This is a genomic window from Collinsella aerofaciens, from assembly GCF_020709435.1.
Taxonomy (GTDB): Bacteria; Actinomycetota; Coriobacteriia; order Coriobacteriales; family Coriobacteriaceae; genus Collinsella; species Collinsella aerofaciens_AU.
In genome coordinates this window covers 104,864-120,054 of record NZ_JAJFDP010000005.1, presented here as the reverse complement: position 1 = coordinate 120,054, position 15,191 = coordinate 104,864, and the positions used below count along the sequence as shown (strand labels likewise).

At 62.4% G+C, this 15,191-nt stretch carries 11 protein-coding genes and 1 tRNA gene; 5 read left to right on the top strand and 7 right to left on the bottom strand.

The window, feature by feature from the left end; translation table 11 throughout:
• Positions 1-297 precede the first annotated feature (297 nt).
• The 5 genes from LK493_RS04945 to LK493_RS04925 all read left to right on the top strand — a co-directional run bounded on the left by LK493_RS04945 (position 298) and on the right by LK493_RS04925 (position 3,791).
• Positions 298-1,287: a PTS sugar transporter subunit IIB gene (locus LK493_RS04945; RefSeq protein ID WP_227790327.1), complete on the top strand. Its 990-nt coding sequence runs from the start codon at positions 298-300 to the stop codon at positions 1,285-1,287.
• An 18-nt stretch (positions 1,288-1,305) separates the two neighbouring features.
• Complete coding sequence (locus LK493_RS04940; RefSeq protein ID WP_006235195.1) at positions 1,306-2,124, top strand: PTS mannose/fructose/sorbose transporter subunit IIC; 819 nt, start codon at positions 1,306-1,308, stop codon at positions 2,122-2,124.
• Positions 2,125-2,140: 16 nt separating this feature from the next.
• The gene (locus LK493_RS04935) at positions 2,141-3,061 is read left to right on the top strand and encodes a PTS system mannose/fructose/sorbose family transporter subunit IID (protein WP_035136639.1); all 921 of its coding nucleotides are present in this window, start codon (positions 2,141-2,143) and stop codon (positions 3,059-3,061) included.
• Positions 3,062-3,181: 120 nt separating this feature from the next.
• Entirely contained in the window at positions 3,182-3,580 is a 399-nt protein-coding gene (locus LK493_RS04930) for a DUF956 family protein (RefSeq protein ID WP_227790326.1), read from the top strand.
• Between the two features lie 135 nt (positions 3,581-3,715).
• A tRNA-Arg gene (locus LK493_RS04925) sits at positions 3,716-3,791 on the top strand.
• A gap of 410 nt (positions 3,792-4,201) precedes the next feature.
• Here the strand turns inward: LK493_RS04925 and pknB are convergent.
• The 7 genes from pknB to LK493_RS04890 form a co-directional block, all read right to left on the bottom strand.
• Positions 4,202-6,163: a Stk1 family PASTA domain-containing Ser/Thr kinase gene (pknB, locus tag LK493_RS04920; protein ID WP_227790325.1), complete on the bottom strand. Its 1,962-nt coding sequence runs from the start codon at positions 6,161-6,163 to the stop codon at positions 4,202-4,204.
• Between the two features lie 132 nt (positions 6,164-6,295).
• Positions 6,296-9,166: an FtsW/RodA/SpoVE family cell cycle protein gene (locus tag LK493_RS04915; protein ID WP_227790324.1), complete on the bottom strand. Its 2,871-nt coding sequence runs from the start codon at positions 9,164-9,166 to the stop codon at positions 6,296-6,298.
• Between the two features lie 16 nt (positions 9,167-9,182).
• A complete protein-coding gene (locus tag LK493_RS04910; RefSeq protein WP_227790323.1) occupies positions 9,183-10,982 on the bottom strand; it encodes a Stp1/IreP family PP2C-type Ser/Thr phosphatase in 1,800 nt (599 codons plus the stop codon).
• A complete protein-coding gene (locus LK493_RS04905; protein WP_006235180.1) occupies positions 10,979-11,395 on the bottom strand; it encodes an FHA domain-containing protein in 417 nt (138 codons plus the stop codon). The genes LK493_RS04910 and LK493_RS04905 overlap by 4 nt, the downstream gene beginning before the upstream one ends.
• 6 nt (positions 11,396-11,401) lie before the next feature.
• Positions 11,402-12,415, bottom strand: a complete 1,014-nt coding sequence (locus LK493_RS04900) for an FhaA domain-containing protein (RefSeq protein ID WP_227790322.1) — start codon at positions 12,413-12,415, stop codon at positions 11,402-11,404.
• Entirely contained in the window at positions 12,412-14,265 is a 1,854-nt protein-coding gene (locus LK493_RS04895; protein ID WP_227790321.1) for a serine/threonine-protein kinase, read from the bottom strand. The genes LK493_RS04900 and LK493_RS04895 overlap by 4 nt, the downstream gene beginning before the upstream one ends.
• A gap of 144 nt (positions 14,266-14,409) precedes the next feature.
• The gene (locus tag LK493_RS04890) at positions 14,410-15,126 is read right to left on the bottom strand and encodes a hypothetical protein (protein ID WP_227790320.1); all 717 of its coding nucleotides are present in this window, start codon (positions 15,124-15,126) and stop codon (positions 14,410-14,412) included.
• Positions 15,127-15,191 lie beyond the last annotated feature (65 nt).

Genomic DNA, 15,191 nt, shown 5'->3' with positions numbered 1-15,191 from the left:
CTTCGGTTAGTCAAGTCATGTCTGTTTAAACAAAATGGCGGCACGCAGGCGCATTGGGATCCACCTAAAAGCGGTTTTAACGAACAGTGCGCCTGTATATGTCTTTGGAAACAATCGGCAAATCACGTTTTATCAGGCAATGAGCTGTAAACCAGCAATGTAATCAATTTGTAACAAACTTAGACGTTTAAACAAATAATCCAACCTTTTGCGAATTTAGCTATAATTCCACAATCCAAACAGGTATACTCCTTTCATGTCGTGTAGGAAATACGTAGACAAAAAGGAGGTTATGTGATGGTAAGTATTGTTCTTGCTAGCCACGGGGACTTGGCAGCTGGAATCAAGCAGACGGGCTCGATGGTCTTTGGCGATCAGCCGTCTGTTGCCGTGGTCTCGCTCGAGCCGAGCATGGGCCCCGACGATTTCCGCGCCAAGGTCGAGGAAGCAGTCGCTTCCTTCGAGGACCAGGAGCAGGTGCTCTTCCTCGTTGATCTGTGGGGCGGCACGCCGTTCAACCAGATCAGCGGGCTCATCGAGGGCCACGATTCCTGGGCTATCGTCACCGGTGTCAACCTGCCTATGCTCATCGAGGCATATTCGCAGCGCTTTGACGCAAAGAACACTGCACATGCGATCGCAAAACATCTCGTGACTGAGGCTAAGGCTGGCGTGCGCGTCAAGCCCGAGTCTCTGGAGCCCGAGGAGAAGAAGCCGGCTGCGGCCGCCGCTGCTCCTGCAGGCGCCATCCCTCCGGGAACGGTCATCGGCGACGGGCACATCAAGATCGCCCACGTCCGTATCGACACCCGTCTGCTTCATGGTCAGGTGGCCACCACTTGGACCAAGCAGATCAACCCCAACCGCATCATCGTGGTTTCCGACGGCGTTGCTCACGACGAGCTCCGCAAGACCATGATCGAGCAGGCTGCCCCTCCGGGAGTCCATGCCAACGTCGTGCCCATCAAGAAGATGTCCGAGGTCGTCAAGGACACGCGCTTTGGTGACACCAAGGCCATGCTGCTCTTTGAGAACCCGCAGGATTTGCTCAAGGCCATCGAGGCCGGTGTCGACATCAAGGAAGTCAACATCGGTTCCATGGCTCACTCCAAGGGCAAGGTCGTCGTCACCAACGCCGTCGCTATGGGCGATGACGACGTCAAGACTCTCGAGGCCCTCAAGGCCAAGGGCGTCAAGTTCGAGGTCCGCAAGGTTCCTTCGGATTCCTCCGAGGATCTCGACGCCATGTTGAAGAAAGCTAAGGCCGAACTGGCCGCTCAAGCATAGTAAAGGAGGGTCCGATACATGTCTGCAATCACTATTCTGCTTGTTGCGATTGTCGCGTTGCTTGCCGGTATGGAAGGCATTCTGGATGAGTTCCAGTTCCATCAGCCGCTCGTGGCATGCACGCTTATCGGTCTCGTAACCGGTCACCTTCAGGAGGGCATCCTCCTGGGCGGTTCGCTCCAGATGATGGCCCTTGGCTGGGCTAACGTCGGCGCCGCTGTCGCGCCTGACGCCGCTCTGGCCTCGGTCGCTTCTTCGATCATCATGGTGCTCGCCCTCAACGGTGGCGCCACCGATTCGGCCAAGGCCGTTACCACCGCTATCGCCGTCGCCGTCCCGCTGTCGGTCGCTGGTCTGTTCCTGACCATGATCTGCCGTACCATTGCTACCGCTATCGCTCACGCCATGGACGGTTGCGCCGAGAAGGGCGACTTCTCCGGCATCGAGCGCTGGCAGTATGCTGCCATCCTCATGCAGGGCCTTCGTATCGCCATCCCGGCAGTGCTTCTGTGCGTCATCCCGGCCGAGGCCGTTACCAACGCGCTTAACGCTATGCCCGACTGGCTGTCCGGCGGCATGGCTGTCGGCGGCGGCATGGTCGCTTCCGTCGGTTACGCCATGGTCATCAACATGATGGCCACCAAGGAGACCTGGCCGTTCTTCGTCCTCGGCTTTGTCCTTGCTGCCATCCCTCAGCTCACGCTGATCGCCCTTGGCCTCATCGGCATCTCCCTTGCCCTCATCTACCTTGGCCTTAAGGATCTGGCCAAGCAGGGTGGCGGCATGGGCGGTGGCTCCGGCGACCCGCTCGGCGACATTCTGAACGATTACGAGTAGGAGGGGAGTGATACATATGGCAGAGAACAAGATTCAGCTCACCAAGGCTGACCGTAAGAAGGTTTGCTTCCGTCATCAGTTCCTTCAGGGCTCGTGGAACTACGAGCGTATGCAGAACGGCGGCTGGTGCTTCGCAATGATCCCTGCGATCAAGAAGCTCTACACCAGCAAGGATGACCAGATTGCCGCTCTTAAGCGCCACCTGGAGTTCTATAACACCCACCCCTATGTTTCCGCCCCCGTCATTGGCGTTACCCTCGCCCTCGAGGAGGAGCGTGCCAACGGTGCTCCGATCGATGACGTCGCCATCCAGGGCGTCAAGGTCGGTATGATGGGCCCGCTCGCCGGCGTCGGTGACCCCGTCTTCTGGTTCACCCTTCGCCCGATTCTGGGCGCTCTGGGCGCTTCCCTGGCCATGTCCGGCAGCATCGTCGGTCCGCTGCTGTTCTTCTTTGCGTGGAACATCATCCGTTACGCTTTCCTGTGGTACACACAGGAGTTTGGCTACAAGGTCGGCTCCTCTATCGCCAAGGACCTCTCCGGCGGTCTGATGGGCAAGGTCACCGAGGGCGCTTCCATCCTGGGTATGTTCATCATCGGCGCCCTGGTCGAGCGCTGGGTGTCCATTTCCTTCACCCCGATCGTCTCCACGGTCAAGCAGTCTGCTGGTGCCTTTATCGACTGGGCTAGCCTGCCCTCCGGTTCCGAGGGTATCAAGGAAGCGCTGACGATGTACAACTCCGTCGGTGCTACCGCCCTTGATCAGATGAAGGTCACCACGCTCCAGGGTAACCTCGATCAGCTCATCCCCGGCCTTGCCGCCGTGTGCCTGACCCTGCTGGTCTGCAAGCTCCTCAAGAAGAAGGTCAGCCCGATCGTCATCATCCTGGCTCTCTTCGCCGTCGGCATCATCGGTCGCTTCTGCGGCTTCATGTAAGCACGCTTCGGCTTAAGACCGAGAATTGCTAGGCAAGGGCTTTTGAGCCATTGAAACGGACCGCACCCGGTGGGTACACTGGATGCGGTCCGATTGTTTTTATTGGAGGGCGAGGCGCGTATGGCGCAATCTCAGAACAGCACGGTCGATCTGGCAACGCCGGCAACCTGCCTGATGGGGCTTACCAGCCACGGTAACGTGATGGTGGGCAATAAGGCGTTTGAGTACTATAACGAGCGCAATCCCGAGGATTATATTCAAATCCCGTGGGACGAGGTCGACTATATTGCCGCCGAGGTCTTGCGCGGCACCAAGAAGATTACGCGTTTTGCCATCTTCACCAAGGACAACGGTCACTTTACGTTTTCGACGCGCGACGACAAAGAGACGCTGCGCGCTGTGCGCAAGTACGTGGACGAGGATAGACTCGTGCGTTCGCCCGACTTTATCGATGTGACGGCCAAGGGCGCAAAGAGCATCCCCTCTGTTATCAAAAACCTTTTCCACAAAGGCAACTAGCTCCTCATAAGTTGCGGTGAAATAGTTCCTAAATACGGCTTTAGATGCTTCAGACAGGAACTATTCCACCGCAACTTCGAAGTCTAGTCATGCGACGTATGGCGATGCAGTAAATCTGCTACACTAGTACAACATGCCTCCGTAGCTCAGGGGATAGAGCACCGCTCTCCTAAAGCGGGTGTCGACGGTTCGAATCCGCCCGGGGGCACCAGAGATTTGTCGAGCCCGGTACCATTACGGTGCCGGGCTCTTCTGGTCTAAAGGCCGGATTCGGACCGTCGACACCCGCGTCACCAATTTCCCCGCGGGGGGGGGGAGTTTTCGAATCCGCCCGGGGGCACCAGAGGAATATCGAGCCCGGTACCGCTGCGGTGCCGGGCTCTTCTGGTCTTAGGGCAGGATTCGAGCCGTCGACACCCGCGTCACCAATTTCCCCGCGGGGGGAGTTTTCGAATCCGCCCGGGGGCACCAGAGATTTGTCGAGCCCGGTACCACCACGGTGCCGGGCTCTTCTGGTTCATGCCATGTCAAAAACGAAGCGCCCGCTTGCTGGGGGAGCAAGCGGGCGCCTGTGAGCGAATATGTTTGCGGCGAGAGCCGTGATGGGCGGTGGGGTGGCGACTAGTTGGTCGTACCGGAATCGTCACCCGTGCCCGAGCCAGAGCCAGAGCCCGAGCCAGAAAGTGCGACCGTCAGCGTGATCGTGCTGTCGGTGGATTGCTTGCCGGTGGGGGAGACGCCCGTAACGGTGGCATCCTCGTTACCGCTTACGGGATTGCCGTTCTGGTCACAGAAGCCGATGTTATAGAAACCGGCGTTGTTGAGCGCGGTGACGGCGGCGGAGATGCTCTTGCCGTACAGGTTGCCCGGAACACTGGCCTTGCCGGACTTCTTGGCAATGACGACGGTAATCGTGGCGCCGGGCTTCTGCTTGCCGCTGGGGTTCCAGCTGATCACGGTGCCCTCGGTAACCGAGTCGTTCTCCTGGTAGCTCACGTCGACGCCAAAGCCTGCCATATCGAGGGCGTTGCGTGCTTGGGCCTCGGTCATGTCGGTCAGGTCGGGGACGGACGTGGTATCCGGGCCGCTCGAGACCTTGTACGAGATGGTCGTGCCCTTCGCGACTTCCTTGCCGGCTTCGGTGCCCTGCTCAAAGACCTGGCCCTCATCGGCCTCGTTGGCCTCCTCGGAGGCGTTGCCCTTCAGGCCAACGCTTGCCAGCGCGGCTTCTGCCTGGTCCTTGGTCAGGCCGAGAAGCTGGGGAACCTCAACCTTCTCGGAGGGCTTGGGGCCCTTGGAGATTACCAGGTTCACCTTGGTGCCCTTGGCCTTCTTGGTGTTGCCGTTGGGCGTCTGCTCGGCGACCTTGCCCTCGTCGACATCGTCGTTGTAGCTTTGGTCGATGGTGCCGACCTCGAGGCCGGCTTCCTTGATCAGCTCGACGGCAGTCTGCTGGTCCTTGCCGAGCACATCGGGCACGGTGACCTGCTCGCCGCCAAAGAGTCCCGTGGCAAAAGCCACCACGATGCCGATGACGGCAACCGCTGCCACCACGGCGGCGATGATCTTGTTCTTGTTGGATTTGGGCTCTTCGACCTCGTAGGAGCCGGTGGAGCCCGAAACCGAGCTACGGGCGGTATTCTGGCCGCTCACGCCCGAGACGGGACGCACCATGGCGCGCGTCTGATCGGAAAGCTCGCGAGTCTTGGTGGCGCCCAGCTCACCGGGGGCACCGATGATGCGCGTGGGCTCCGAGACGTTGACGGCTCGGCCCGACAGGTAGCTGTTGAGCACCTGACGCAGCTCGTCGGCGGTCTGGAAGCGGTTTGCCGGGTCTTTCTCCATGCACTTGAGGATGATGCGCTCAAGGTCGGCGTCGACACCGGAGTTGATCTGGCTCGGCGGAATAGGCAGCTCGTTGACCTGCTTGAGTGCGACCGAGATAGCGTCGTCACCGTCAAAGGGAACGCGGCCGGTGGCGCATTCATACATCACGACGCCCAGCGAGTAGATATCCGAGGTGGGGCCGAGGTCCTGACCACGGGTCTGCTCGGGGCTGACGTAGTGGGCGGTTCCCAGCACGTTGTTGTCTTGCGTGAGGTGGCTGTTCTTGGCGCGCGCGATGCCAAAGTCCATCACCTTGATGTTGCCGTCGGGCAGCACCATGATGTTCTGCGGCTTAATGTCGCGGTGGATGATCTCGTGCTTGTGGGCGACCGAAAGCGCGGAGCTGATCTGCGAGCCGATCTGGGCGACCTTCTTGGGGTCGAGGGCGCCGTGGCTCTTGATGCCGCTCTTGAGGTCGGTGCCGCGCAGGTACTCCATGACGATGTAATAGGTGTCGCCGTCCTTGCCCCAATCGTAGACGCCCACGATATAGGGGGAGGAGAGACCGGCTGCTGCCTGGGCCTCCTGCTTAAAGCGTGCGGCGAAGGTTGCGTCGCCAGCATACTGCGGCAGCATGATCTTGACGGCAACCGTGCGGTCGAGGACCTGGTCCTGTGCACGGTAGACGGTCGCCATGCCGCCTGTTCCCACCTTATCCTTGAGGAGGTATCTTCCCCCGAGGACCCTCTGTTCCATTCCTGCTCCTAACATAACTATTCGCTCAACGATGTGTGTAGTACCTACGATGTGGCCGCTAAGGCCGTGTGGCGCGTTGCCGCTAGCTCTTCGGCCGCGGCGCGCCTCGGGTGTCCGATTCGATCATGGGCATCACGCTCCCTGTGCAGCAAGCGCCGCGGTCAGGACGATGCCGGCGATCTTGGCGGCCTTGACGTCATGCTTGTCGAAATCCTCCAAGGCCACCGAGATGGCGACCGTGGGTGAATCGTAAGGTGCAAAGCCAACGAACATCGAGTTGACGTTGGTGCCGCCGATCTCGGCCGAGCCGGTCTTGCCGGCGACCTTTACGCCGGGGATCTGGGCATCGGTGCCGGTGCCGGACTGGACGACGGCAAGCATGGCCTGCTTGACCTGGTCGGCCGTGGCGGAGCTGACGGCCTGCCCCAGCGAGCGGGACTGCGTGGTCTTGACCACGGTTCCGTCCGGGGCAAGTACCTGGGCTACAAAGTACGGGTCCATGACCACGCCACTGTTAGCGATGGCGGCGGCAATCACGGCGTTTTGCATGACGGTGGTTTGCGGGCCGGGCGTGTGGTCCATGCCGACAGGCTGGCCGGCGCCGGCCCAGGCGGTCTCCCATTCGGTCATGAGCGACGGGTCGGCCATGATGGAGGCCGCGGAGGTCAGGTCCTGGCCGAGCTTTTGGCCGTAGCCAAAGGCGTTGGCAAACTGCACGAGCGTGTTTGCGCCAACTTCGTTTGCCACCTGGCCAAAGACGACGTTGGAGGACACGGCAAAGGCCTGCTGCAGGCTGATGGTGCCGTAGCTCTCGTTGGCATAGTTGGTGACCGGTGCGTTGCCGATGTCCATGGAGCCGGGCGCCTGGTAGGTGCTGGTAAGGCTAGCGGTACCGGTCTCGAGTGCCGCGGAAAGCGTAACGACCTTAAACGTTGAGCCCGGCGTGTACAGCGCGTCCATGGCGCGATTGTACATGGAGCCGTCCTCGCCGCCGCCCGTCTGCAGCAGGGCATCGATGTTGGTGTTGTCGTAGGTGGGCGAGCTGGCACATGCGAGCACCGCGCCGGTACGCGGGTCGATGACCACTACAGCGCCCTTAAAGCCCTTGAGCGCCTGCTCAGCAGCCGTCTGGATGCGCGAGTCGATGGTGAGCTTGGCGGTGTTGCCCGGCTGGGTCTGGCCCGCGAGCGACGCGATGGCGTTGTTCCAGCTGGAGTAGTCCTTAGAGCCGGTGAGCGTGTCGTTCATGACGCTCTCGATGGCGGTGGTGCCATACTGCTGGCTCACGTAGCCAACCACGTGCGCTGCTAGGTTACCGTTGGGGTAGGAGCGTACGTAGGTGCCGTCCTCCTGCTGCAGCGACTCGGCCAGCGTCACGCCGTCGGACGTGATGATGGAACCGCGCTGGATGTACTTGGAGCGGGCGATGGTGTGGTTGTTGGTCGGCATGTCCTGATAGTCCTTGGCCTTAATGACCTGGACATAGGTGAGGTTGCCGATAAGGATGGCGAACAGCGCCGTAAAGGCGAGCACCGCGCGGGTTAGACGGTTGGCGAGCGCAACGCGGCCGAGCACGCCGGATTCAGGCGTGTCGAGCAGGCGACGGCGCATGCGCGAGCCGACGGAATGGCTACCGCTGCCGTAGGAAGACGAGGTGGCAAAGCGTGTGCCCGTCGGGGCAGCGGCCGATGCGACCTGATCATCGGTGATGGCGGCCATGGTGCCGGTGCCGGTAAGCTCTGCCTCGCGTCCGGTCGCCTCGTCACCGGCGCGTAGCAGGAGCGCGACGATGATAAAGCTTGCCAGCAGCGAGGAGCCGCCCTGGCTCATAAAGGGCAGAGTGACGCCGGTCAGCGGGATCAGGCGGGTGACGCCGCCCACGATCAAAAAGGCCTGGAAGCTGATGGCTGCCGTAAGACCGGTGGCGCTAAAGGCGGCGAGGTCGGATTTAGCGCGGGCAGCTGTGGTGAGGCCACGCACGGCAAAGAGCATAAACAGGATGAGCACGGCGCCGCCGCCCAAAAGGCCCATCTCCTCGCCGATAGCCGAGAAGATAAAGTCGGACTCGACGACAGGGATGTTGTTGGCCATGCCGTTGCCGATGCCAACACCGACCAGACCGCCATCGGCAAGCGAGAAGAGCGACTGGACGATCTGGTAGCCCTGACCCTGGGCGTCCTTAAACGGATCGAGCCAAACCTGGAAACGCACCTGAACGTGAGACAGGAACTTGTAGGCGCCCACGGCTCCAACAGCTAAGAGCGCAAGGCCGATAACGACATACGAAAAGCGCCCCGTGGCAACGTAGAGCATCAGCAAGAAGATGGTGTAGAACAGCACGGCCGAACCCAGATCGCGTTCGAAGACGACGACGAGCAGGCACACACCCCACACGGCAAACAGCGGCAGCAGCAGTCGCAGGCGAGGGATCTTAAAGCCCAGGATCTTGCGGTTGGAGATGGAGAGCAGCTCGCGGTTCTCGGCCAGGTACCCGGCCAGGAACAGCACGATAAAGACCTTGGCGAACTCGCCGGGCTGGATGGTAAAGCCCGCGATGCGAATCCACAGCTTGGAGCCCGAGATCGTGGTGCCGATAAAGATGGGCAGCATCAGCAGGATGATGCCGATAATGCCAAAGGTGTACTTGTAGCGCATGACCACGTCGAGGTTTTTGACCAGTGCGAGCGTTCCCACCATCAGGGCCACCGAGACAAACAGGATGATGAGCTGTGAGATGGCGAGAGCGGGGGCGAGACGCGTCACGAACGTGATGCCGATGCCCGAAAGCACAAAGACAATGGGCAGGATGGCGGGGTCGGCACCGGGCGCCAAGATGCGCACGGCAATGTGGGCCGCGGCAAAGGCGGCAAAGAGGCCGATCGGTACGGCGAGCGTCTCAAAGGAGATGGCAGCGCCCGCGGTGAGGACGTACATCGCATACAGCAGGATGACGGGGAACGCCGAGGCGATGAGCAAGAGCAGCTCGGTGTTGCGGCGACTCATAAGCGGCACTCCCTTTCTAATTCTTATCGGAGGCTTCGGCCTCGGCGGACTGTTCGGCGGTTTTCTCGGAATCTGATTCGGAGGTCGATCCCTGATTGGTGTTGTCGCGAATCGTTTGCGCGTCGATTACCTGGCGGGTCTGCTCCTCGTCGATCTGGTGGCGGTACTTGGATATCGTGTCCTGCGCATCGTCGACACTTGTTTGCGGAATGCCCGCCTTGAGGCGGTTTTGCGTGTCTTCGGGCAGGTCGGACAGCTTGATGCTGGTTTCGCTTTCGAGCCAGTGGAGCTTGAGTCCGAGTGGCTTGCCGGGCAGGCCGCGCCAGACGGCGACATTGCCCTGGTAGGTACCAAGGTAGTACGAGCCGGTGATGCCCGCGTAGGCCCAAATTGCCGCTGCCAGCACAAAGACGATGCCCAGGACCACGCCGATGGTGATATTGCGGCGACGCACGCGTTGCGCCTCGCGCATGACGCCATCGTCGACCAGGTCGACTACTACTACGGTCACGTTGTCGTGGCCACCGGCGGCAAGCGCGGCGTCCACCAGGTTGTCGACGCAGATCTGCGCGGTCGAGGACTGCGTGGCAATGTTCTCGATATCGCTATCGGGAATCATGCTCGAAAGGCCGTCGGAGCACAGGATCAGGCGGTCGCCCTCCTCGATATGCAGGGTAAAGTGGTCGGCGTACATGGCAGGGTCCGAGCCCAGCGCGCGGGTGATGACCGAGCGGTTGGGATGGACGCGGGCCTCGTCGGCCGTAATCTCGCCGGCGTCCACGAGCTCTTCCACATAGGAGTGGTCGCGGGTCACGCGAATCAGCGTGCCCTCGTGGAGCAGGTAGGCGCGCGAGTCGCCCACGTGGGCGATGGCGAGCGTGTCGTTTTCGATATAGGCGCAGGTGGCCGTGCAACCCATGCCGGGCTTGCCCAGGCCATTCAAGGCGGCCTCGATCACAGCGGCGTTGGCGGCCTCGACAGCTGCAGCCAGGCGTGCCGCATCGGCAGACTGCGGGGCTGTCTTGGCGATGGTCTCGACGGCGATGGAGGATGCCACCTCACCGGCGGCGTGGCCGCCCATGCCATCGCACACGCAAAAGAGCGGCGACTGCACCAGGTAGGAATCCTCATTGTGCGGGCGCACGCAGCCAACGTCGGAGCGGGCGCCCCACATGAGCTGCGTGGTGGTGCCGGCATCATAGGTCGAGTCGGTTTCGATGCGCTCCTCGGCCAGGGGCTCAAAGCTCATGGTCGAGCCGGGGTCTTTGAGCTTGGCCTCAACGGCGGCAACGTCGATTTCGGCGGTGTCACCGGGAGAGACGGTGTCGGTCACGGCGTTTGATTCGGAATCGCCGGTGTCCGGGGAGTCGGGCTCCTCGGAAACGCGGGCGGTCGACTCGTCGTCTTGCGGGCTGACGTCTATAGGCTCGGGCGCCGACGTAGACGCGGGCGCAACCTCGGATGCCGGGGCTATGGGAAACGCCGGCGCGGCGGGCTCGGGTGCCGCAAACACCGCAGCGCTCTCGTTGATTGCCGCGGCGACGGGCTCTGCAAAGTGAGCCGGCGCCGGGGTTGCTTCGGGCGCTGTGGGCTGTTCCGCAACATGTGCGCCGATGGGCGCCGCTGCGGCATCCTCTTCGTCCTCGTTATCGGCTAGATCCGAAATATCATGCGTTACATGCGAAAGAGGCAGGGAGAACACGGTGTCCTCGGGCTCCACGGGTTTGGAGCCCGCCGGAGCGGCGTGGGCCGGCACAGCTGTGGCGGCAGCCGGTGCCTCGGTCATAGTTGCGGACTTGCTCTCCTCGTCGATCATCGACGGTTCACCTTCATGACCACGTCGCCAATCTGGACTTCGTCGCCCTCACGCAGCGTCGCGGGCTCCACGAGCTGGCGGCCGTTGACGAGCGTGCCGTTAAGCGAGTTGAGGTCCTCGATGATGAGCGCCGGGCCCTGCAGCGAAAAGCGCGCATGCGAGGCCGAGACGAACGGTTCGTTGATGCAGATGTCCGAAGATGGCGAGCGACCGACGATGACGGGGCCGAGCATGTCTACGTGGATGCCGCGGATACCGCGCGGACCCTTGTCCACATCAATCGTCCAGATAGCCGAGTCGCGGCGCTGCCCGCGCACAAGTCCCACGCCGGTCTTCATGACGGCGAACAGGAAGATATAGAGCAGGGCGACCAGGACGATGCGGCCTGCAAAAAGGACGATATCGATGTTCATAAGCGACTATCCCCTAAATTCAAAGGTGCTCAGGCCAAACGTCAGCAGATCGCCGTTGCGCAGCGGGCAGCGCGTAATGCGGCGGTTGTTGACGAGCGTGCCGTTGGTGGAATTGAGGTCCTCGATCGACCAATCCGAGCCCGTAAAGGTGAGCTGGGCGTGGCGGCGCGACACGTTGGGGTCGCGCAGGGCAATGTCGGAAACTGAGCGCTCGCGACCGATGGTCACCTGTGCGGAGGTGATGCTATGGCTCTCGCCGCTCACGACGTCGACGAGCTGGGCGAGCGGGAGCTGCGGGGCGCGAGTGCTCGCCATGTTGGAGGCGATGCCGGCTGCGGCGCCTAGGCCCACGGCGGCACCGGTCGCGGCGGCTCCGCCCATGCCGGCAAGCGCGTCGCGCGAGACGGTCTGCGGCACCGGGATGGGTGCGGCGGCGGGGTCGGGGACGCTAGGCGCGAAGGGGTCTGCCACGGCAAGCGGGTCGGGAGCGGCGGCGCGAGGCGTCGGCTGCTGCTGGGGCATGGCGGCGGGGCGCTGCTGCTGCGGGGCAGCAAACTGCTGCTGGCCGGCGCGCGGGGCGCTGGCGGCGCGGCTTGCGGCCGAGTTATTCTGTCCCAGGCCGTTTTGGTAGGCGCGCTCTTCCTCGTACAGGCGGCCGAGCGTGGGCGCATCGACGTTCTCGGCAAAGACCGAGAACTTGCCGGCGCGCAGCTGCGGATCGATCATAAAGCGCACGAGGGGCTCGCCGACAAAGACATAGCGGCGCTTTTCGGCCTGCGCCTTCACAAACTCGCGGACCTCGCGCGAAAGCTCGGGGTAGAACGGGGCGAGCATGGGATCGTCGTCGGCGGCGATAAGGATGGTATAGAGTGCCGGCGCCGTGTTGACGCCGTTGATCACCAGAGTCTGATCCTCCATGTCGCGAGCAGCCTGCTTGGCAAGCTTCTTAAAGGAGAACGGGGCACGGGTGGCACCGAAGATGCCGGCCACGTGGTCCTCGAAGATGTTCAGGAAGTTCACGAAAGATCACTCTCCGTATAGGTTCTTTGGTATCCGAGCAAATATAGGCATATCCCAACGATTATAGAGGATAGGATTCCCGCAACCGCCGCCTTGGCGATGACCGCGGCTGCAAGGCTGGCAATTTCCATATGGTGTGCAAGACAGGACGCCGCTGCGCAGCCGATGCCGGTGACAGCGATGGCGGCGATTGCGGCAAGGTTTGAGCCCTGATCGGCACGCTTGGCATGGGCATTGAGCAGCGCGGATGACGCTGCGGCAGTTGCCGCGACCAGCACAAAGGCAGCCCAAAGGAGCGGGTCTCCCAGCGCTGCGGCAACGTTACCGAGCCCCAGCACGCCTCCGGCTGAAAGCGCGACCGTGGCCAGACGGGCAAAAAGCGCGCCCATGCCCGTTGCCGCGGCGGCGCTTGCCGGGCCGAGCCAAAATGACGCGACGCCGGCGGCGACCCCAGCTGCCAGGAAGGTATTGCCGGTCAGACAGCCAAGCGCGAGTGCACAGGTGAGCGCGGCGCTCGCGGCAGCCTCGGTGCGACCCCAGGCGATCCACCAACCGGACATGGCAGCGGCAAGGATCACCGCGACGGGCAGCATCGACAGGATGCCCTGCGCCTGCATGGTGGCGTTGGCCATGAGCACCAAAAAGCCCACAGCCGAGATGGCCGAGCCAATCTGGGGGGCCAGGCCAGCCGCCGCTCCGATCGCGATGGCCGCAATGACCAGGCCGGGAAGCGCCGCGACCCCGGCCGTTTGCATCAGCAAAAAGCTAAAGGTGCCGCACGTTAGCGCCGAGATAGCGCGCATGGTGTAGTCGCGCGCATGGCTCCAGCGCGTGCCCGCCCAGCCGAGCGCGGGGTCGACCTCGATGGCGTCGTCCTCGTAGTGCGACGGCTCGATATCGTCGAGCTCCTGCTCGTCATCCGAAAGTTCGCCGACCATTTGCTCCAGGCTGCGACGGCCTTCGCGCACGCTGCCCAGACCGGCAAGGAGCTGGTCGCAAAATGCCTCGATGCTGTTGGGGCGGTCTTGCGGCATGGGGGAGAGGGCGCTCATGAGTGCAGCCTCGGCTCCCGGGGGAAAGTGCGGGATGAGCTCGCTGGGGTAGGTGGCGCCGCCGATGATGCGGTCGAGCGAGTCGCCGGGCGTGGCGGCCATAAAGGGAGCGCTGCCGCACAGGCCCTCGTAGATCACACAGGCGAGGGCAAAGACATCGGCGCGCTCGTCGACTGTACCGGTCTCGATATCGAGCTGCTCGGGCGGCATGTAGCCGATGGTGCCGCCGCGCGAGCCGCCAAAGCCGCCGGCAGACGACAGCCGCGCCATGCCAAAGTCGGTGAGCTTTACATTGCCCGAGTGGTCGATGAGCACGTTGGCGGGCTTAATATCCAGGTGGAGCACGCCGTTGCTATGGGCGAAGGTGAGCGCCTGGCCCAGCGCGTCGGCAATTGCCGCGGCCTCGTCAAAGGTGAGCGAATGGCCGTCAACTCGATGCAAAAACTCGGCCAGCGACATGCCATCGACATATTCCATAACTAGGTAGGCATAGGCTGTGTCGTGCGTAAAGTCGATGACCTGCACGATGTTGGGATGTTGAAGCATGGCGGCAGTGTGCGCCTCGCGCAGGACATCCATGATGTCGCTGGCGGGCATGCCGACACCGTTAATAAGGGGGATGCGCTTAATGGCGACGCGGCGGCGCAGGTGCGTGTCGCGGCAGATCTCGATGGAGCCAAAACCGCCGGTCGCAAGTGTCTCGAGCGGCTGGTACCGCTTGAGCAGCTCGCGAGAGCTGGTGCCCTCCAAAGGAACGTCCGGCGAGAACCGGGCGGTATGTTGCGAGAAAAGCGGCATGGCCAACCCTCGTGCGTTTAAAGTTCGTTTGCGAGCGGCGGGCGCGGGGCCGAGCCGTTCGCGGTGGCATAGATGCTGCTAGTGTAGCACGCTCGGGTGCATGGGGAGGATAGCGGGATGCGAGGCTGCCCGTCTGGCTTGGCCTTAGCGCTTCTTCTTGTTCTTCTTCTGCTTGCGCTGCTTGCCCTTGTTGTCCTGGGGCTTGTCGCCCTGCTTGGCCTCGGCGGCGGCCTTCTCGGCCTTCATTTTCTTCTTCTTGGTCTCGATGCGGAGTTTTTTGTTGATGCGGGCCTTGAGGAAGGGACCGAACTGCTCGGCATCGCCACGGACGAAGGTGTCCTTGGGGATCGTCACGCCCTGGTCGGCGAACATGGCCACAAAGATGCGCTCGCCGTCGAGTACGTGGTCGAGCTTGTCAAACGGGAAGAACTGCGACTTGCCGCTCTTGCCCCAAACCATCAGGCCGTCCTCGTTGGCGGCGACGCGGCGATAGCGGCCACCCATGGACTCGTCGGCCTCGACGGCGTCGATAAAGTCGCGGGCGAGCGTGTGGTGCAGGTTCTTGCTCCACCAGGCCAAAAAGGCGCCGAACACGATCAACACGACGCCGAACTTGATCCAGCTGCCGCCGGCCACCAGCATGCCGATGCCGATGAGCGCGGCAACTGCCGCGGCGACATACAGCGAGCCGCGACGCCTGGGCGAGGCGACCAGGCGGGCGAAGTCGGTGACCAGGTCGTTTTCGTACCGATACTCGTTGAGGTACAGAATGCCGTCGTCGGCTGCGGCCTGCTCCTCGAGCGCGACCTCGACCTGGTCGGCTGCTTCGGAGGGAACGAGGTTGCTCTCTGCGTCTGCCATGCTCTTTGGACTCCTATCGCGGCGGGCTCGCCGTACGGGTTATTATGGATGCAGTATGCCGTGCG